16 protein-coding genes are annotated in these 19,034 nt (G+C 64.2%); 9 read left to right on the forward strand and 7 right to left on the reverse strand.

Going from position 1 to position 19,034, the window contains the following annotated elements; translation table 11 throughout:
- Nucleotides 1-72: 72 nt before the first annotated feature.
- The 3 genes from J8I29_RS10155 to J8I29_RS10165 all read right to left on the reverse strand — a co-directional run bounded on the left by J8I29_RS10155 (nucleotide 73) and on the right by J8I29_RS10165 (nucleotide 3,153).
- Nucleotides 73-408 (reverse strand): VapC toxin family PIN domain ribonuclease, encoded by a 336-nt coding sequence (locus tag J8I29_RS10155; RefSeq protein WP_209431545.1) that lies wholly within the window; start codon nucleotides 406-408, stop codon nucleotides 73-75.
- The gene (locus J8I29_RS10160) at nucleotides 405-1,001 is read right to left on the reverse strand and encodes a DUF433 domain-containing protein (RefSeq protein WP_209431546.1); all 597 of its coding nucleotides are present in this window, start codon (nucleotides 999-1,001) and stop codon (nucleotides 405-407) included. The genes J8I29_RS10155 and J8I29_RS10160 overlap by 4 nt, the downstream gene beginning before the upstream one ends.
- A gap of 73 nt (nucleotides 1,002-1,074) precedes the next feature.
- Nucleotides 1,075-3,153 carry a bifunctional rhamnulose-1-phosphate aldolase/short-chain dehydrogenase gene (locus J8I29_RS10165; protein ID WP_245196829.1) on the reverse strand — a complete coding sequence of 693 codons (2,079 nt, stop codon included), beginning with the start codon at nucleotides 3,151-3,153 and terminating at the stop codon, nucleotides 1,075-1,077.
- A 168-nt stretch (nucleotides 3,154-3,321) separates the two neighbouring features.
- On the opposite strand from J8I29_RS10165, the gene J8I29_RS10170 reads away from it, so the two are divergent.
- Complete coding sequence (locus J8I29_RS10170) at nucleotides 3,322-4,101, forward strand: DeoR/GlpR family DNA-binding transcription regulator (protein WP_209431548.1); 780 nt, start codon at nucleotides 3,322-3,324, stop codon at nucleotides 4,099-4,101.
- Nucleotides 4,102-4,372: 271 nt separating this feature from the next.
- On the opposite strand, the gene J8I29_RS10175 is transcribed toward J8I29_RS10170, so the two are convergent.
- Together J8I29_RS10175 and J8I29_RS10180 are read right to left on the reverse strand one after the other, a co-directional pair.
- A complete protein-coding gene (locus J8I29_RS10175) occupies nucleotides 4,373-5,710 on the reverse strand; it encodes an MFS transporter (protein ID WP_209431549.1) in 1,338 nt (445 codons plus the stop codon).
- A 91-nt stretch (nucleotides 5,711-5,801) separates the two neighbouring features.
- Nucleotides 5,802-6,722 (reverse strand): phytanoyl-CoA dioxygenase family protein, encoded by a 921-nt coding sequence (locus tag J8I29_RS10180; protein ID WP_105861112.1) that lies wholly within the window; start codon nucleotides 6,720-6,722, stop codon nucleotides 5,802-5,804.
- A gap of 150 nt (nucleotides 6,723-6,872) precedes the next feature.
- Between J8I29_RS10180 and J8I29_RS10185 the strand changes: the two genes are divergently transcribed.
- The 4 genes from J8I29_RS10185 (at nucleotide 6,873) to J8I29_RS10200 (ending at nucleotide 12,646) form a co-directional block, all read left to right on the forward strand.
- Entirely contained in the window at nucleotides 6,873-7,943 is a 1,071-nt protein-coding gene (locus J8I29_RS10185) for a LacI family DNA-binding transcriptional regulator (protein ID WP_105861113.1), read from the forward strand.
- Between the two features lie 351 nt (nucleotides 7,944-8,294).
- A complete protein-coding gene (locus J8I29_RS10190; RefSeq protein ID WP_209431550.1) occupies nucleotides 8,295-9,911 on the forward strand; it encodes an FGGY-family carbohydrate kinase in 1,617 nt (538 codons plus the stop codon).
- Between the two features lie 173 nt (nucleotides 9,912-10,084).
- The gene (locus J8I29_RS10195; protein WP_209431551.1) at nucleotides 10,085-11,149 is read left to right on the forward strand and encodes a substrate-binding domain-containing protein; all 1,065 of its coding nucleotides are present in this window, start codon (nucleotides 10,085-10,087) and stop codon (nucleotides 11,147-11,149) included.
- 126 nt (nucleotides 11,150-11,275) lie between these two features.
- Nucleotides 11,276-12,646 (forward strand): sugar kinase, encoded by a 1,371-nt coding sequence (locus tag J8I29_RS10200; protein WP_209431552.1) that lies wholly within the window; start codon nucleotides 11,276-11,278, stop codon nucleotides 12,644-12,646.
- 30 nt (nucleotides 12,647-12,676) lie between these two features.
- Here J8I29_RS10200 and J8I29_RS10205 read toward each other — a convergent pair whose 3' ends face one another.
- The gene (locus tag J8I29_RS10205; protein WP_245196830.1) at nucleotides 12,677-13,273 is read right to left on the reverse strand and encodes a protein-tyrosine-phosphatase; all 597 of its coding nucleotides are present in this window, start codon (nucleotides 13,271-13,273) and stop codon (nucleotides 12,677-12,679) included.
- A 41-nt stretch (nucleotides 13,274-13,314) separates the two neighbouring features.
- On the reverse strand, nucleotides 13,315-13,944 hold the full coding sequence (locus tag J8I29_RS10210; protein WP_105861118.1) for a LysE family translocator: 630 nt from the start codon (nucleotides 13,942-13,944) through the stop codon (nucleotides 13,315-13,317).
- A gap of 281 nt (nucleotides 13,945-14,225) precedes the next feature.
- Between J8I29_RS10210 and rhaS the strand changes: the two genes are divergently transcribed.
- The 4 genes from rhaS (at nucleotide 14,226) to J8I29_RS10230 (ending at nucleotide 18,987) form a co-directional block, all read left to right on the forward strand.
- Nucleotides 14,226-15,248: a rhamnose ABC transporter substrate-binding protein gene (gene rhaS, locus J8I29_RS10215; protein WP_105861119.1), complete on the forward strand. Its 1,023-nt coding sequence runs from the start codon at nucleotides 14,226-14,228 to the stop codon at nucleotides 15,246-15,248.
- A gap of 237 nt (nucleotides 15,249-15,485) precedes the next feature.
- Nucleotides 15,486-16,982 (forward strand): sugar ABC transporter ATP-binding protein, encoded by a 1,497-nt coding sequence (locus tag J8I29_RS10220; RefSeq protein WP_245196832.1) that lies wholly within the window; start codon nucleotides 15,486-15,488, stop codon nucleotides 16,980-16,982.
- Nucleotides 16,979-17,986, forward strand: coding sequence for an ABC transporter permease (locus J8I29_RS10225; protein WP_105861121.1), 1,008 nt, complete (start codon nucleotides 16,979-16,981; stop codon nucleotides 17,984-17,986). The genes J8I29_RS10220 and J8I29_RS10225 overlap by 4 nt, the downstream gene beginning before the upstream one ends.
- Nucleotides 17,986-18,987 (forward strand): ABC transporter permease, encoded by a 1,002-nt coding sequence (locus tag J8I29_RS10230; RefSeq protein WP_209431554.1) that lies wholly within the window; start codon nucleotides 17,986-17,988, stop codon nucleotides 18,985-18,987. The genes J8I29_RS10225 and J8I29_RS10230 overlap by 1 nt, the downstream gene beginning before the upstream one ends.
- The last annotated feature ends 47 nt before the right edge of the window (nucleotides 18,988-19,034 follow it).

Genomic DNA, 19,034 nt, shown 5'->3' on the forward strand with positions numbered 1-19,034 from the left:
GCTCTTGAAGGGATCGAGGATATTGATGCCGCGGCTGGTGACATCCGATACGTTGCGTGTAACCAGGATCAATTAATGAACCTTGGCGGTCGCGGCCAGACCGGTATCATCGACATGCTTGTCGCTTTGTCCGAGCATGATACCCCATTGCCGCGCGACGTTTTCGTCTACAGCCAGAATGCGGCCTGTAAACGCAGCCTGGATACTAAGGACGGCTGCTTCGAGCCGCGTTGCCAGTTCGGGGTTACCCGCTCGTTTTCGTTCAATGCCTTTCCAGATTTCGCGAATGCTGACCACCGATATGGCGAGGTCTGAGTCGTCCACCATGTCGAGCCATGACTGGACGTTGGCGTGGGGAACAGCCTTGCCTATCTCCTTCAATAGATTGGTATCGAGCAGATATTTCACACCTCGTCATCCAAGACGTCGAGCCCACTGTTGCGGAGGGCCGCCTTGGCCGTCATCTTGGGGTAGGGTCGGCCGATCTTAGGATTGATCACTGCGTAGGCCCGGGCGGCCCGGAGTTGATTCTCACCTAGTGACGGATAGTCTTGCAGAACGGCTTCGACGCTCATACCTGCTTCAAGCAGGGCGGCGATGCGATAGGCTTCAATCTGCGTACCCTTGATCAGCGCCTTGCCGGTGCGAATCTCAATCTCGCTGGAAAGCTGCTCGAGTTCACGCAGCCGCGCCTCGATTTCGTGGATATGTCGAAATAGCTTGATGGTGACGTCACCGAAACTGACTTCCGAGCGAATGGTTCGCCGGTCCTTCACCAGCGCACTGTAAAGTTCGGCCCGTCCCCTGGGGGTGAGTTCGGCCTTCAGAGTGTCTTCTGCATGCAGAAAGACGAGATCACCGAGCGCAAGGCGGCGCGTGCGTACGCCGCCCGCGCGTGCCACGCGCGGCTTGACTGGGCCACGCTCGATTGCCTTCTTTATGGCCTCGATAGGCTTGTTCAGGAGAAAGGCAGCCTGGGCCGTCGTCCAATCCTGTCTCATGGATGCCTCCAACTCGGCCCCTAATATAGGGCCGGGTTGGTTGTCGAGCAACCAGGCTGGCAAAGCGCTCGCTTCAGCGCGTGAAGCTCACCACATTGCCGGCATCGACATTGAGGAAGTTGCCGGTGGACTTGGCCGAGAGGTCCGAGGCGAAGAAGTAGACGGCCTCGGCGATGTCCTCAGGATAGACCGAACGCTGCAGCAGGGAACGCTTGCGGTAGAACTCCTCCAGGTCGTCCTCGCCGATCTTGTTGGAGGCGGCGCGCTGCTGGCGCCATTCGCCCTGCCAGATCTTGGAGCCGCGCAGCACGGCGTCGGGATTGACGACGTTGACGCGGATGCCGTGCGGGGCCCCTTCCAGGGCCATGCAACGGGCGAGATGGATCTCCGCCGCCTTGGCGGTGCAGTAGGCCGAGGCGCCGGCCGAGGCGGAGACGCCGTTCTTGGAGGCGATGAACACCAGGGAACCGCCATTGCCTTCGGTCTTCATCAGGCGATAGCCCTCGCGCGCCACCAGGAAATAGCCGGTGGCGAGGATGGAGATGTTGCGGTTCCACAGTTCCAGTGAAGTGTCCTCGACCGCAGCCGCCGAGGAAATGCCGGCATTGTTGACCACGATGTCGATGCCGCCGTAGCTGCGCGCCGTTTCCTCGAAGGCGGCGATCACGCTGGCCTCGTCGGTGACGTCCATCGCGATGCCACGCACCCTGTCCTTGCCGAACAGCTTGCCGAAATCGGCGACGGCCGCGTCGAGCGAGGCCTGGTCGATATCAGCCAGCACGGCATTGGCGCCTTCCTGCATCAGGCGGGCGGCGATCGCCCGGCCGATGCCGCCGGCGCCGCCGGTAACCAGGGCCGTGCGGCCGGCGAGGCCCTTGGGCTTGGGCATGCGCTGGAGCTTGGCTTCCTCGAGCAGCCAATATTCGATGTTGAAGGCTTCCTGTTCGGGCAAGCCGACATAGGTGTCGACGCCGCTGGCGCCGCGCATCACATTGATGGCGTTGACGTAGAATTCGGCAGCGATGCGGGCCGTCGCCTTGTCGGCGGCGAAGGAGAGCATGCCTACACCCGGCACCAGATAGATCACGGCATTGGGGTCGCGCATGGCCGGGGAGTCAGGATGCTTGCAACGTTCGTAATAGGCGGCGTAGTCGGCGCGATAGGCCTCGATCAGCGTATCGAGCGAGGCGATGGTGGCCTCGATATCGCCGGCGAAGGGGATCACCAGCGGGCGGATCTTGGTGCGCAGGAAATGGTCGGGGCAGGAGGTGCCGAGCGGCGCGAGCTTGGCGAGCGCGTTCGAATTGACGAATTCCAGCACTTCCGGGGCGTCGGTGAAATGGCCCGACTTGGCCTGGGCCTTGCCGATGCGGCCGCGGATGGCCGGCATCAGGCGGGTGGCGATGGCGGCGCGCTCGGGAGCGGGCAGGGAGGTGACTTTTTCGCCCTCGAAGGCGGGCTTGCTTGCCTTGGATTCCAGCCAGTCCGCGGCCTTCTGAATGATGCGCAAAGTGAGCTGGTAGCAGGCCTTGGCATCGTCATGCCAGGTGAACAGGCCATGGCCGCCGAGCACCACGCCGGTGAGATGGGGGTTCTCCGTGGCCAGCTTGGAGAGCTTCAGGCCGAGGTCGAAGCCTGGGCGCTGCCAGGGCAGGAATCCGATCTCGCCGCCGAAGATCTCCTTTGTCAGCTTCTCGGCGTTCTGCGAGGCGGCAATGGCGATCACGGCGTCGGGATGGACGTGATCGACATGGATCTTCGGCACGAAGGCGTGCAGCGGCGTGTCGATGGAGGCCGCCCGGGGATTGAGGTCGAAGGTGCAGTGCGGCAGATAACCGACCATCTCGTCCTCATGCGCGAGGCCGCGATAGAGCCCCTTCAGCGCTTCGAGCTTGTCGAGATAGAGGGTCGAGAAGCCGTCGAGTTTCATCGAACCGATGTCACCGCCCGAGCCCTTGACCCAGAGCACGGTGACCTCCTGACGCGTCAGCGGATCGGCCGCCTTGACCTTGGCGGAAGTGTTGCCGCCGCCGAAATTGGTGATGCGCAGGTCCGAGCCCAGCAGGTTGGAGCGATAGAGCAGCTTGCCCGGCTCGTCGAGGGAGGCGGCGACCGCGTCGTCCCAGAGATCTGTGAGTCGTGCTGAGGCCATGGCGTGCGTTTCCTGTGTCATTGTTTCCAGAGCTTATGAACGCTCTCGCTCATGGTCAATCAATATCGCTCATCACATGCGCATAATTTGTCGTGCAGTGCAGCAAAATGCGCGTTTTGTTGACATGAATGAGCGAATGGGCAAGGCTATGAGCGAATTGGAGGGGGCATGCACGAACAGGAACGCTGGCAGGCCATCGTCAGGCTTGTACAGGAACGCTCGGTGATCTCGGCGCGGGAGCTTGCGGCCGTCACCAGGGCCTCGCCGGCAACCATCCGCCGCGACCTCACCCATCTTGCCGCACAGGGCATGGTCCGGCGCATGCATGGCGGCGTCCGGGCGCTGGCCTCGCCGGAAGGGAGCACGCTCGAGGCGCGGCGCTTCGGGGTCAGCCAGGCCCTCAATGCCGAGCGCAAGAGAGCGGTCGCCGAGCGGGCGGCGGCGCTGTGCCGCGATGGCGAATCCATCATCATCAACGGCGGATCGACCACCTTCCACATGGTCGAGTTCCTGCGGACCTCGCGCCTGCAGATCCTGACCAATTCCTTCCCGATCGCCGCGGCGCTGATGCAGGACAGCGACAATCGCATCATCCTGCCGGGCGGCGAAATCTATCGCGACCAGAGCCTGATCCTCTCGCCCTTCGACCAGGACTCGATCCAGCACTACACGGCCTCGAAAATGTTCATGAGCGCGGCCTCGATCGGACCGCTCGGCCTGATCGAGAGCGATCCGCTGATCGCGCGGGCGGAAGCCAAGCTGCTCACGCGCGCGGCCGATCTCATCGTCCTGGCGGACTCCTCGAAGTTCGAGCCGCGCGGCTCGATGGCGGTGGCGCCGCTGTCGCGTATCCGCCGGCTGATCACCGATGACGGCATTCCACCCGCCGCGCGCGACATGCTGGCGGAGGCCGGGGTGGAGGTCGAGGTGGTCACCGTGGCAGGCTGATGAAGAAGTTCTCCGTCATTCGGTCCAGTTCTATGTGCTGGTCGAAGATGCCAAATGAGAGCTTCTTCGCGCCGCTGGATGGCAGCAGAGGAAGGCTGCAGCATCGGGAGCAATGGGGCATGACGGCAGTGGCGAACTCGACCGCATGGCCGAGCACCAAGTCCAAGCACCAAGGCCAAGCGCCAAGTCCAAGCGAAGCCGCCGCGGACGCCCGGGCCTAACGAGGCTCGCAAACCCGGGTTTTTGTCATGCTTTTCGCTCCTATTTTCCGCTACGCAACTTGCGCCCGCGCCCGCAAAGTTGTGGCGTCAGTCTCAAGCTGGTCGGCTGCGATATCATCACGATAGGTTTCCGGACCCATCCATACGGCATAAGCCGTGCAGAGACCGAGGAAGACGGAATAAAGCGCTACCGGCCACGACGAGCCCGAAGCCCACGACACCATCAAGGTTGCCAATGCGGGTGCCGGGCCGCCGGCGAGAAGCGATCCGAGCTCGCGCGCGAAAGCGAAACCCGAGAAGCGACGCGCCGGCCCGAAAAGTTCTGAGAAATATGCAGCCTGTACGCCGAACATCATGCCGACCGATATCTGCGCCAACCAGAACGCTGCGATCGAGGCCAGGAACGATTTCGACTCGAGCAGCCAGAAGAATGGAAACGCAATGAGACACCCAAACAACGCGCCCGCCATGTAGACCGGCCGTCGGCCGATGCGATCCGACAGCGCCGCAAAGCCGATCACGCAAGCTATCTGTACGACATAGCTCGTCATCAGCACGAACAATGACTGATCCTTTGGGAATTCGAGCGTGTTCACCGCGTAGCTAAGTCCGAATACCGGAAATAAATAGCCAAAGCCGTTCTCAGCAAGACGCGCGCCGAGAACGACCAAGAAATTGCGCGGCTGCTTCGTCAGCGACTCGATGATGGGATTTTTCGATTTCTTTTCCGGCTCGGCCGCAATCTTTTCGAACACCGGTGTTTCATCGATACGGTAGCGCACGAACAAGCCGAACGCGATGATGACGATGCTGGCCAGGAATGGCAGGCGCCAGCCCCAGTCCATGAATTGCTCTTGCGGCAGTTGCGAGACGAGCCAGAACGCGCTCGATGCCAACATCATTCCGAGGCCGACTCCGGCGGGCGCAAATGAGCACCAAAAGCCGCGCTTGCCGACCGGCGCATACTCGGCGAGCAGGATGACGGCGCCCGTATATTCGGCGCCTGCACCGAAACCCTGCATCAGACGCATGGTGACGAGCAGGATTGGCGCCCAGATGCCGATCTGTTCGTAAGTCGGCAGCAGGCCGATGAAAACTGTGCCGATGCCGACCATCATCAAGGTGATCAGCAGCACCGGTTTTCGGCCGATGCGATCGCCGAGATAGCCGAAGAACAGGCCGCCGAAAGGGCGAGCGATGAAGCCGACGCCGAACGTTGCGAGGGCTATCAGCGTGCCCTTGCCGCCGAAATCGGCAAAAAACAGCTTGCCGAACACCAGTCCGGCGGCCGTCGCATAGATGAAGAAGTCGTACCATTCGAGCGCAGAGCCGACGCAAGACGCGACAATGACCTTGCGCGGATGCATTTCCATCGCAGCTTTTGGCATAGAGGATCCTCCCGGAGGCATTTGTTTTGTATCGAATGACCGGCGCCTCGTTGGACGCCGGCTGCGCTTTGCGCACTCGCAAGCGGCGCGGCTAGGCCGCGCGCCCGGCCTTCTGATCGGCCTTGGCGAAGGCACTGACCGCGCCCGCGCTCTTTTGTGTCTTGAAGATCGAGGTCGCGTCAGGCGCCGGCGGCAACGGCAGGAGCACCGGCACGTCTTTCAGGCGCGGGCGCATCGTCTGCTCACCGAAGATGATCCGGCTTTGTACAGTGTCATAGACCTGGCGCTGATTCATGTTGAGGAAGGCGCCGGCGCCGCCCGCAAGTGGCCAGGCATCTGCTGCGCACATCTCATAGAAACAAATGAGACGCGCCCGGTTCGACACGTTCGGCGCTGACCCGTGCAATGTGCGGCAATGATGTACTGTCATCGAACCGGCCTTGCCGGTCAGCGTGACGATCTTGTCCTTCTCGAACAGCGGATCACTTGGATCGATCGCGCCGGCGAATACACCGTTGACGAAGTGACTGAGCACCGGGCCCTTGTGTGTGCCTGGTATGACGAGCAGCGGACCGCTTTCCTCCTCGACGTCCTCAAGCATGAGGCCGATCGCGAGCACGTCATCATTGGTGTGCGGATAGAACGCCCAGTCCTGGTGCCATTCGACGGCGGCTCCGCCGCCTGGTGCCTTCGTATTGAGCTTCGAGGTCTGCAAGCGCACGGCTGGGCCGAGAAGGGCTTCCAGCACCGAGCGGAATTTGCTGGATTTCAACACGTCCCAGAACGCCGGCATCTGAATGTGCGGCATCTTGATGCGCGTCAACTTCGGATTGTCTTTCGAGTGTCCTTCGTCGAGGTCGAACACCTCGTCGCTTACGGATACGGCCCGCGATTGATCGATCTTTTCGTAGGTCAACCGTCGCAGTTCTTCGAGCTCCTGACCCGTGACGACATCCTCGACAAGGATGTAGCCGTCGTCGTGATAAGCCTGGATCTGGGCTTCGCTGAGCATTTTTCCTCCTTCAGGCGCGGCGTTTCTTCGTGAACGGGCCAGCATCTGTTTGCGTAAACATGATTGCGCAAACATGTTTGCGATAACATCACCTCGAGTCAAGCGCATTGAGTTGTGCGGAAAAAAATAATACGAGGCGAAGGCGGTCTTTTGCGCGACGATGCGCAGAGCCGGATGGAACGAAAAAAGCGCATGGCAGCCCCCAAATCACAGCCCAAAACGGACCGCAGGCTCCGTATGGACGATGTGGCGGAACGCGCCGGCGTTTCGCAGATGACCGTGTCGCGCGCGCTGCGCACGCCGGAGCTTGTTGCCGTGGCAACGCGGGCCCGCATCGAAGCGGCCATGGCCGAACTGGACTATGTGCCGGACCTGCTGGCCGGCAGTCTTGCTGCACGGCGGAGCGGATTGATCGCGGCGGTGGTCTCGACGTTCGAGAACGCGATCTTCTCACAGACCATTGCCGGGCTCACGCGCTGCGTCGAAGCGGCTGGTTTTTCCATTCTGCTGGGCTCGTCGGACTATTCGGCGACCGACGAGGAGCGTTTGCTGCGTGCGATTCTCGGCCGCCGCCCGGATGGAGTCGTGCTGACCGGCACGCTGCATACGCCCCGCGCACGCCGCCTGCTGAGCATGGCCGGCGTGCCTGTCGTCGAGACCTGGGAACTGCCGGCCGAGCCGGTCGACATGGCCGTCGGCTTCGACAATCCGGCTGCGGGTCGCGCGATGACGATGGCTCTGCATGGCTATGGTTATCGACGCATCGGCTTCATCGGTCCGGGTGACGAGAAGGATCAGCGCGGCCTGCAGCGGCGCGAGGGCTATCGCACGGCGCTGGCGGCTCTGGGCATGGCACCGCGCGAAGTCGCCGTAGCCGCAGTGGTCGCCGGCATGGAAAGCGGCCCGGCACTGCTGGATGAGCTGCTGGCCCGTTTTCCCGATACCGATGCGGTGTTTTGCTCGCTCGATGCCATCGCTGCGGGTGTGCTGCTGGCCGCGCAGCGGCGCGGCATCGCGACACCGCAAGAGCTCGCCGTCGCCGGCTTTGGTGATTTTGCGATCGCCCAGCCTAGCGGCCTCGACCTTACCACTGTGCGCATCGCCGGGCGTGATATTGGAACGCGCGCCGGTGAATTGGTGCTGGCGCGCATACGCAACGAGACGGTTCCGGTGCGGATCGTCGATATCGGTTTTGAAGTGGTACGCCGCAGTTCGGCGTAGAGCCGGCTGCTAAATGCCTGCGGTGTGGCCGGGACGCTCTTGGCTGATTCAAAGGCAATCGTCAGCAGCGAGCCATTCGAGACTATGCATTCGCCTGTTTGGTCGTATGCCTGGATCTGAGCCGCCGCCGCCCCCGAATGCGGTGGGGCGTAGTCGCGGCGTGTGAGAAGTTCGGACGGACATGTCTGCATAGCGTTCCGCACCGAAGGCCATTGTGCCGGTGAAATTCCTATCAGCTCTGCCCGCCAATCGAGGTTGCCAAGCTGGGGCACCCCTTTAAGCTAAGGGCTCAGAGCAGCGGAAAGCTGTAGAATATCTGGGAGCGAACCGCGACATGGATGGTCAATAGCGATGGGCGATCAATATTTCATCGGGGTCGACGTGGGTACGGGCTCGGCGCGGGCCGGCGTCTTCGATAGCAAGGGCAAGCTGCTCGGCTCGGCCAAGCAGGCGATCACGATCTGGCACGAGCCGGGCGACATCGTCGAACAATCCTCCGAGAACATCTGGCAGGCGGTCTGCACGGCCGTGAAGGGAGCGCTGGCAGAGGCTGCGGTCGAGCCGGGCGCCATCGCCGGCGTCGGTTTCGATGCGACCTGCTCGCTGGTGGTGGTCGGCAAGCAGGGCGAGCCGCTTTCGGTCGGTCCGTCTGACGATCCCAATCGCAACGTCATCGTGTGGATGGATCATCGCTCGCTCGACCAGACCCGGCGCATCAATGAGACGGGCGAGGAGGTGCTGCGCTATGTCGGCGGCGTGATCTCGCCGGAGATGGAGACGCCCAAGCTGCTCTGGCTGAGGGAGCACAAGCCCGAGATCTTCGCGGCGGCCGGCTATTTCTTCGACCTGCCCGACTATCTGAGCTGGCGCGCCACAGGCTCGCTGTCGCGCTCGGTCTGCACCGTCACCTGCAAATGGACCTATCTCGCGCATGAGAAGCGCTGGGACGCCGGCTATTTCCACAAGATCGGCCTCGGCGCGCTTGCCGACGAAGGCTTCGCCCGCATCGGCGACACCATCGTGGATGTCGGCACGCCGCTGGGCTCGGGCCTGACGGAGGCGGCCGCCGCCGATCTTGGGCTGGCGGCCGGCATCCCCGTCGGGGCTTCGCTGATCGATGCCCATGCCGGCGGCATCGGCACCGTCGGCGCGGCTGGCAAGGACGGCGAGGGGGCCGACGTGACGGCGCGCCTCGCCTATGTCTTCGGTACCTCGGCCTGCACCATGGCGAGCACGCGCGAGGCCGCTTTCGTGCCAGGCGTGTGGGGTCCCTATTTCTCGGCGATGGTGCCCGGCCTCTGGCTGAACGAGGGCGGGCAATCGGCGGCCGGCGCGGCGCTCGACCATCTCCTCACCCTGCATCCGGCCTATGCCCAGGCCGTGGAACGGGCCGAGACCGCGGGGCGCCCCCTGCTGGCCTGGCTGGAGGCGCAGGCCAATCTCGCCGGCGATGCCACTTTGGCACGCAGCATCCATGTCGTGCCCGAGTTCCTTGGCAATCGCGCGCCCCATGCCGATCCCGATGCCCGGGCCGTGATTGCGGGCCTGGACCTGGAGGACGATCTCGACAGCCTGGTCAGGCTCTATGTCGCCGGTCTGTGCGGCCTGGCCTATGGCGCGCGGCAGATCGTCGAGGCGATGGCGGCCAAGGGCATTGTGCTCCAGCAGATCATCATCTCGGGCGGGGCAGCCCAGAGCCCGCTGGTGCGCCAGATCATCGCCGACGCCACGGGCATCGAGGTGGCGGTCGCGGAGACGCCGGAACCCGTCCTGCTCGGCGCGGCCATGCTCGGCGCGGTGGCCGGCAAGGCCTACCCAGCGCTGGCCGAGGCGATGAGCGGCATGTCCGCGCTCGGCGCCACCTACGCGCCCGGCCAAGGCGAGATCCGCGCCTTCCACGAGAAGAAGTTCAAGGTCTACGAAGTGCTGCAGGCGGCCGGGCGGCAAGCCCGCGAACTGATGGCCTGAGAAGGTTCCGGGGCTGCTCTAACCGACCTCGCGGTAACGCCGTGATTGCAAAGATCATGGCATGTGATGAGATGGGCGCGGCCGTGATTCGGCCGCTCTCGCTGCCGGTCCGGCCGTTCGATCGGGCCTGCGGCGTTCTTGCTTTTCTCGTACCACCCCCGGACGGAGTTCCCATGACCGATACCTTCAGCCGCCGCCAGATCGTCACGCTGCTGGGGGGCCTGGGGTTGGCCGGCATGTCGTCATCGGCCCTTTCGGCGCCCAATCCCAAACCCAAGCCCAAGGCCGATCCGACGCCCGTGCTGCCGGTGACCGAAGGCAGATTGCGCGTCGGGGTGATCGTGCCGGTCAAGGACGATCCCTTCTACAAGGCGTGCGCCGACGGGGCCCAGGAAGCGGCGACGCAGATCGGCAATCTCGACATGGCCGTTGCTGCGCCGGAAAAGCGCCAGGTGCGCGAACAGGCCCTGTTCCTCAACGGTTTCGTGAAGCAGAAGGTGGATGCCATCCTGATCAGCCCCGTCGATGCCGGCCTCCTGGCGCCGCTGTGCAAGCGCGCCATGATCCGGGGCATCAAGGTGGTCTCTTTCGAACAGGCCCTTCCGGCCAATTCGCGCTCGGCCCATGTCGATCCCGTCGGTAACCGGGGCAAGGCGGAAAGCTTCCTGACGATGCTGGCCGACGACGCCAAAGATGGCGGCGACATCGCCATCCTGGCCGGTGGGCGCAGCGGCGCGGACGGGCAGGGGCTGGTTTCGGAGACCATGCAGCAATGGCTCAAACCAGGCTATGGCAAGCTCAAGCTCGCCGACACGCTCTATGACAACGACAACGAGAAGGCCGGCTACGCCAGCGCGGATTTCGTGCTGAGGCAGCACCCCAATCTCAAGGGATTGCTGGTCTTCAACCCGGCGGCCCTGGTGGGCGCGGCGCAATGCGTTTCCGACAGAGGTCTCGCCGGCAAGGTCTTCGTAACCGGTTTCGGCCGGCCGGCCGCGCTGAAGGCCGCCATGTCGGCCAAGGCGGTGGAAGGCTTCGCCGCCTCCAATCCGGTGGATATCGGCTATGCCGCCATGCAGATTGCCGCGGCGCTGGCCAGAAACACCATGACCACCGGCACGGGCAGCCTGGTCACCGCCGGCCGCCTCGGCCAGATCGCCCTCGGCGAGAACGGCGTCCTCACCCTGCGTCCTTTCATCGTCGACGCCAGGAATTTCGACAAATATGCCGATCTCTAGAGCAAAGCGCGATTCCTTCGAATCGCGCTTTGCTCTAACTCTTTGTTTTGGCGCATTTTCTTAATCGAGAAGTCTGCCGGCTTCTTTGGAAAATGCTTTGGTGAGACGTAATCCTGCGAGCCGACCATGTCCGTCACCGCCGTGCTCGATGTCGGCAAGACCAATGTGAAGCTGGTCCTGTTCGACGGCGCTGCCAGCCTCTGGCAGGCTTCGATGCCGAACCGGACACTGGCCGGCCCGCCCTATCCGCATGCCGATGTCGAGGCGATCTGGCGCTTCCTGATGGAAGGGCTGCGCAAGGCCGGCGCCGAGCATGCCATCGCCGACATCGCCGTCACCACCCATGGCGCCGCCATGGCCCTGATCGGCGATGACGATCTGGCCCTGCCGGTGATGGACTACGAGTTCGAGGGAGTCGGCGAGATCGAAGCCGAGTATGCCCCGTTCCGCCCGCCCTTTGCCGAGACGTTGTCGCCGCCCATGTCGGCGGGCCTCAATTCCGGCAAGCAGATCTTCTACCAGCAGTTGCGCCACCCCGAGGAATTCGCCCGCGTCAGGCACATCGTGCCCTATCCGCAATATTTCACCTGGCGCCTCACCGGTATCGCCCGCAACGAGGTCACGGGCATCGGCGGCCATTCCGATTTGTGGGCTGTCCGTGAAAAGCGCCTGTCCTCCCTGGTGACACGGCGTGGTTGGGAGACGCTGTTCCCGCCGCCGATCGCGGCTCACGCCGTGCTGGGTCCGCTGCGGCCCGAGATCCGGGCTGAGACCGGCCTGCCCGACACCGTCAGGGTGCGCGCCGGCATCCATGATTCCAACGGCTCCATCCTGCCTCATCTGATCGCCTTCGAGCCGCCCTTCACGCTGGTTTCCTCCGGCACCTGGGCGGTGATCATGGCGCTCGGCGCCGATCCCGGCCGTCTCGACGCGGCCAGGGACATGCAGGCCTATGCCGATGTCGAGGCCCGGCCGGTGCCGGCGGCCAAATTCATGGGCGGCCGGGAATTTGCGGTGATTCTCGATGGTGCCCCTGCCTCCTGCTCGCTTGCCGACGCTGCGGCCGTGATGGCGGCCGGCGTGTTGGCACTGCCGAGTTTCGTGCCCAATGGCGGGCCTTTTCCGGGATATCCCGGCGCGATCCGCGGCGGGCTGCCATCCGGGGAGGGCATGCGGGCGGCCCTGGCCAGCCTCTATTGCGTGCTTCTGACCGATTATCTCCTCGAGGCGCTTGGCGCCGGCAGCGGACCTTTGCTGATCGAGGGCAGCTTTGCCGCCAACCCGGTCTATTGCAGCCTGCTCGCGGCATTGCGCCCGGGGCAGGCGGTCCTGCCCAGCCTCGACAGCTCCGGTACCGCCTATGGCACGTCGCTTCTCGCGACCTGGCCCGAAATGCCGGCGCGCGAGCCGGCAAGGCCGGCAACGCCCTATGCCGATGCCGAGGCCCTGCTTCGCTACAAAGCCGCCTGGCGCCAGGCGCTGCCGCTGATCGCTTGACAAGGGAGCACGCGGCGCTTCGGGCGAGTGTCAGGCCGCCATCTCGACTTCGCGCGCCCGGCCGAGCCGCACCATCCAGTCGGCCATGTCGGGGCGGTGCTGCTTCTGAAAGGCATAGTGCCGGCGAAGGGCCTGTGTCAGGCGCCCGCCCCGGCCGAGAAGTTCGTCGGCAAAGCCGATCAACACGGAATTGGGCCAGGCCTGCGGGCGGATCGAACGCAGGCGGGCAAAGATCTCGTCCTCGGACAGGCTCGAATCGGCACGCGCCATCAGCGTCGCCATCGCGGCCGTCGAGCGCGAAACGCCCATATGGCAATGCACCAGCAGGCGTTCCGGCACGAGGATGGCGCCCGCTTCGTCGCGGGCGAAGCGCAGGATTTCGGCCATGTGCTCGCGGGCCGGCATGATCTTGCCGACCATGGGATCGATGATGTCGTCGAACTGCAGGATGGTGCGCTGGTGCACGCCATAGGCTCGGAAGGCACTCAGCTCAGGCCAGTTCGGGTCGACGATCGAGAGCACGTGGCTGACGCCGGAGCCGCTGAACTGATCGAGCTCGTCGATGCCGCAGACGGTCCAGGCCGCAAAGGAAGGAAGGGAGGTCATAAGTCCTGGTCGCAATGTCATGGTGCAAAGGCTCCTGCCTCTCAGCCGGCTAGCCGGACTGATCACGATAGGAGGGCCTTGACCGTCGTAGCGAGGAGAAGCGCCGCCATCAAGACATTCAGACAGCGCGATATTTTCGGATTTCGCAACAGGCGGGCAAGCGAGACGCCGATCGTCAGCCAGAGGAGGTGGATGGCGACGATCATCAGCCCCAGCAGCACAACCTTGATGCCGGCGTCGAGAGTGGGATTCTCGCGCAGGATGTTCGTGCTGGCGAAGACGGCCGCGAGCGCGAGATAGGCCTTTGGATTGGCGATCGCCAGCAGAAAGCCGCCCGTGAAAGCGGGCGCCGCAGCTGTCCGTTGTGCCTGCGCGGCAAGGGGCGGCGCCGTGGCGATCCTGTAGGCGAGATAGGCGATATAGGCGCCGGAGGCGACGAGGAGTGCAGGAGCGCCATACGGGATGGAGAGCAGTACGGAGACGACGCCGAAGGCGACGGCGACCAGCACTGCGCCGGTACCGGAAATCAGGCCGCAGACATAGAGCAGCGATCTCCTGAAACCGTAGGCGGCACCGGTGGCGGTTGCGCTGATGGTCGAGGGGCCGGGGCTGCCCATCACGACCAGGGCTGTCAGGACCACCGTCATGATCGAGGGCCAGATATCGGTGCCAGATATGATTTGTGCGGGCATTGCGGGCTTTTCCTGCAGGTGATGCGGTTGCCATGCTATCCGCCGGTCCCCGCCGCGATCTTGAAGGTTTGTGCGCGTGATGGACGCCTTGGCCGCCCGGCGGGCCCGGTCCGTCCCAGCGTTAAAATTAATCAGACAAATTGCTGCCGACTCTTGCATTCGCCGGCGAGGCGGGCATGAATGGCGCCTCTGCGCGGGAGAGTCGGTGGCCAGTCCGGCCGTCAAACCGCCTGCGGGCAGACAGACCGGCAAGAGCCGGCTGGCAATGTGGAGGGAACGACATGTTCGACGATCAGTCTCGTCGCAGCGCCTTGAAGATCCTGGGCGGTTCGCTGCTGGCAGGCGCCCTGCCGCTCGGCGCGGTCACGCCGGCTTTCGCCGCCAACAAGCGCATCGCACTGGTGGTCAAGAATCTCGGCAATTCCTATTTCGATGCCTGCCGCGACGGCGCCCAGCAGGCGGCCAAGGAACTCGGCGGCATCGAGATCATCTATACCGCTCCCACCAAGGCGACTGCCGAGGACCAGATCGCGGTGATAGACGCGCTGATCGCCCAGAAGGTCGACGGCATCATCGTCTCCGCCAATGACGCCAACGCCCTGGTGCCCGTCGGCAAGAAGGCGGCCCAGCGCGGCATCAAGGTGATCTCCTTCGACAGCGCCATCGCCAAGGGCGGGCGCATCATGCATCTCAACGCCTCCTCCACCGAGATGATCGGCGCCAAGCAGGTGCAGATGATCTCCAAGACCCTCAAGGGCGAGGGCGAGGTCGCCATCCTCTCCGCCGCCTCCACCATGACGAACCAGAACAGCTGGATCGCCGCGATGAAGAGGGAATGGGAGAAGCCCGAATATGCCAAGCTGAAGCTGGTCGATACCGTCTATGGCGACGACCAGGACGACAAGTCCTATCGAGAGATGCAGGGCCTGGTGAAGACGCATCCCAATCTCAAGGGCGTGATCTCGCCCACCACCATCGGCATCCGCGCCGGTGCCAAGGCGATCATCGACGGCGGCCTCGCCGGCAAGGTCTTCATCACCGGCCTCGGCCTGCCTTCGGAAATGAAGGACGCCGTGCTGAAGGGCGCCTGCGATAGCTTCGCGATCTGGAATCCGGTCGATTACGGCTATTCGGCCACGCAGATCCTGGCCGGCATCATCGGTGGCGAGAGCGGCAAGCCCGGCTCCACCGTGAAGATGGGCCGCATGGGCGAGACCAAGATCGGCGAGGACGGCGAGGCGGTGATGGGTGAGCCCTTCACCTTCGACAAGTCGAACGTCGAGAAATACGCCAAGATCTTCTGAAGATCGGACCCGGGTGAATGGCGCGCGCCCAGCCCTTCTCCCCTTGCGGGTATCGTCCACTCCACTGGAGTGGACTGGGTGCTCCAAAGGGCGGATGAGGGGAGAGATGCAACCTTGCAGAGTCCGCTCTAACACCCCTCATCCGTCATTGCGTTCGCAATGCCACCTTCTCCCGCAAGGGGAGAAGGCCTGTCGCGCCTCATTCGGGATGGCAGCGTTTCCTTGCCGGACTGTTTCATGACCTCCACTCCCCTGCTTTCCCTTTCCGGCGTCTCCAAGCGTTTTCCCGGCGTGAGGGCGCTGCATGACGTCAAGCTCGCTCTCCATCCCGGGGAAGTCACGGCGCTGCTCGGGGAGAACGGTGCCGGCAAGTCCACCATCGTGAAGATCCTCACAGGCATCTACACGCCGGACGAGGGCGAACTACGGGTGGGCGGGCAGGCGCTGCATTTTTCGAGCCCGCGTGACGCCTGGGCGGCCGGCATCACCGCCATCCACCAGGAAACCATCATGTTCGACGAGCTCTCGGTCGCCGAGAACGTCTTCATGGGCCATATGCCGAAGGGGGCCGGCGGGCTGGTGGACTGGAGCAGCGTGCATGCCCGCACGCGCGACCTGCTGAAGCGGCTCGATGCCGACATCGATCCGGGCGAGCCGCTGAAGGCCCTGAGCGTGGCCCAGAAACATCTGGTCGAGATCGCCCGCGCGCTATCCCATGAGGCGCGCATCGTCATCATGGACGAGCCGACGGCGGCGCTCTCGGCCCGCGAGATCGACGATCTCTTCCGCATCATCGACCAGCTCAAGGCCGAGGGACGGGCTATCCTGTTCATCAGCCACAAATTCGAGGAGATCTTCCGCGTCGCCGACCGCTGGCTCTGCCTGCGCGACGGCGAATATGTCGGCGATGGCGCGATCAGCGAGGCGACCCCGGCGCAACTCGTCCGTCTGATGGTCGGCCGTTCGATCGACCAGGTCTTTCCCAAACGCGAGGTGCCGATCGGCGAGGTGGCGCTCGAGGTCAGGGACCTCGCCAATGACAGCGAGTTCGCCGAGATCTCCTTCACGCTGCGCCAGGGCGAGATCCTCGGCCTTTACGGGCTGGTCGGCGCCGGCCGGTCCGAAGCGATGCAGGCGGTGTTCGGGCTTTCCCGGCTCGACAAGGGCGAGATCCTCGTGCGCGGCAAGGCGCTTGCGATCAGAAGCCCCGCCGATGCCATCGCCGCCGGCATCGCCTATGTGCCGGAGGACCGCCAGATCCAGGGCGCGGTGCTGCCCTTCGGCGTGCGCGAGAACACCACATTGGCGAGCCTGATGCGCCATGCCCGCCTCGGCTTCCTCAGCCTGCGCTCGGAGATCGCCGATACGCGCCGGCTCGGCACGAGGCTGGCGGTGAAGGCCGCCTCCTGGGACCAGAAACTGCAGGAACTCTCCGGCGGCAACCAGCAGAAGGTGGTGATCGCCAAATGGCTCGCCACCAATCCCAAGGTCATCATCCTGGACGAACCGACCAAGGGTATCGACGTCGGCTCCAAGGCCGCCGTGCACGATTTCATGGTGGATCTGGCCGCCGAGGGCCTTGCCGTGGTGCTGATCTCTTCCGAACTGCCGGAAGTGATGGGCATGTCCGACCGCATCCTGGTGATGCATGAGGGGCGCATCGTGAAGGAATTCGCGCGCGCCGAAATGGACGCCGCCGCCATCGTCACGGCAGCCACGGGAGGGCATGCATGAAAACTTTGTGGCGCCGCTATGCCCGCGAGATCATCCTTGCTCTCATCGTGGCCGGCATGGTCCTCGCCATCGGCATGAGGGCGCCGGTCTTCCTGAGCGCCGACAGCCTGATGGGCGTGCTCAAGGATACCGCCATCCTCGCCATGCTGGCCCTGGCGCAGATGACGGTGATCCTCATTCGCGGCATCGATCTGTCGGTGGCGGCCAATCTGGCGCTCAGCGGCATGGTCGCCGCGCTCTTTTCGATTGCAGCGCCCGATCTGCCGATCGGCCTGGTCATCCTCGTCGCCATCGCCGTCGGCACCTTCTTCGGTTTCCTCAACGGCGTGTTCATCGCCTTGGTCGGCATTCCCTCCATCGTGGTGACGCTCGGCACGCTCGCCATCTATCGCGGCCTCGTCTTCATCGTCTCGGGCGGCAAGTGGATCAGCTCCGACAAGATGACCCCGGCCTTCCTGAACTTTCCGCATGCCACCTTTCTCGGGCTGTCGAGCCTGGTCTGGTTTGCCATCGCGGTGGCGGTGGCGATGGCTCTCTTCCTCGGGCGCACCACCATCGGCCGCGGGCTCTACGCGGTGGGCGGCAACCCGGTGGCGGCGCGCTATTGCGGCATCGATCTCGCCCGCCAGCAATTGCTGGTCTTCACGCTCTCGGGCGCGGTGTCCGGGCTGTGCGGCTATCTATGGGTGGCGCGTTTCGGCATCGCCTATACGGAAATCGCGCTCGGCTATGAGCTCAGCGTGATCGCGGCCTGCGTGATCGGCGGCGTCTCGATCGGCGGCGGCATCGGCTCGGTCAGCGGCGCCTTGCTCGGGGCGCTGTTCCTGGGCGTGGTGGTCAACGCCCTGCCGGTGATCAATGTCTCGCCTTTCTGGCAGATGGCGATCTCCGGCGCAGTGATCCTGGCAGCCGTGGTGGTCAATGCCCGGGCCGAGCGCAAGGGCGGCAAGCTGATCCTGCCCGAGGCGCGCCGGCGCGCTGCCGCCAGAGAAGGAGCCCGGTGATGACGGACACCGCCCGCTATCAGGTGCTCGACCGCGCACCCCGCGCACTAGCGGATCGCCTGCTGCGCTGGGAGACCATTCTCTGCCTGCTGCTGGCGGCGGTGATCGTGGTCAACGCGCTGGGCTCGCCCTATTTCCTCGATCTCTACAACCTCTCCGACATGACCCAGAACTTCTCGGAGAAGGCGATCATCGCCCTCGGCATGGCGCTCCTGATCCTGACCCGGGAGATCGACCTGTCCGTGGCCGCCATCGTGGCGCTGGCTTCGCTCGCCATCGGCTATGGGGCGCAGGCTGGCTACGGGCCGGGCGTGCTGATCGCCATCGGCCTTGGCGTCGGCATCGTCTGCGGCGCTTTCAACGGCTGGCTGGTCACCGGCTTCGGCCTGCCTTCGATCGTGGTCACCATCGGCACGATGTCGCTTTATCGCGGCATTGCCCAGGTCGTGCTGGGGGACCAGGCGATCACCACCTATCCGGAGGAATACACCAACCTCGCCCAGCTCTACATCATCCAGGAACCGCCGCTCTATCTCGCCTTCATCCTCTTCCTGGCCCTGGCTGTGCTGTTCACCGTCGTGGTGCATTACACCGTGTGGGGGCGCATACTCTATGCCATCGGCAACAATCCGGTGGCGGCACGCTTCTCGGGCATCCCGGTCAATCGCATCCGCTTCCTCATCTTCGTGCTGACGGGCCTGCTCGCCGGGCTGGCGTCGGCTTTGCTCACCGCCCGCATCGGCTCGACCCGGCCCAATATCGCGCTGGGCTGGGAGCTCGAAGTGGTGACCATGGTGGTGCTCGGCGGCATCTCGATCGCCGGCGGCTCGGGCACCATGCCGGGCGTGGTGATCGCCGTCTTCGTGCTCGGCCTCACCACCTTCGGCCTGACGCTGATCAATGTTCCCGGCATCGTCATCGCCGTCATTCTCGGCGTCCTGCTGGTGGCGGCGATCGCCCTGCCGATCATCGTGCGGCGAATCCTCGGGCTGCGGGTCTAGCGCCGGGCTTTCGAAGCCGTGTCGGTTGACAGGTGAGGTAGAAAGGT

Origin of the sequence: Labrys sp. LIt4 (genome assembly GCF_017813775.1) — a bacterium.
GTDB lineage: Bacteria > Pseudomonadota > Alphaproteobacteria > Rhizobiales > Labraceae > Labrys > Labrys okinawensis_A.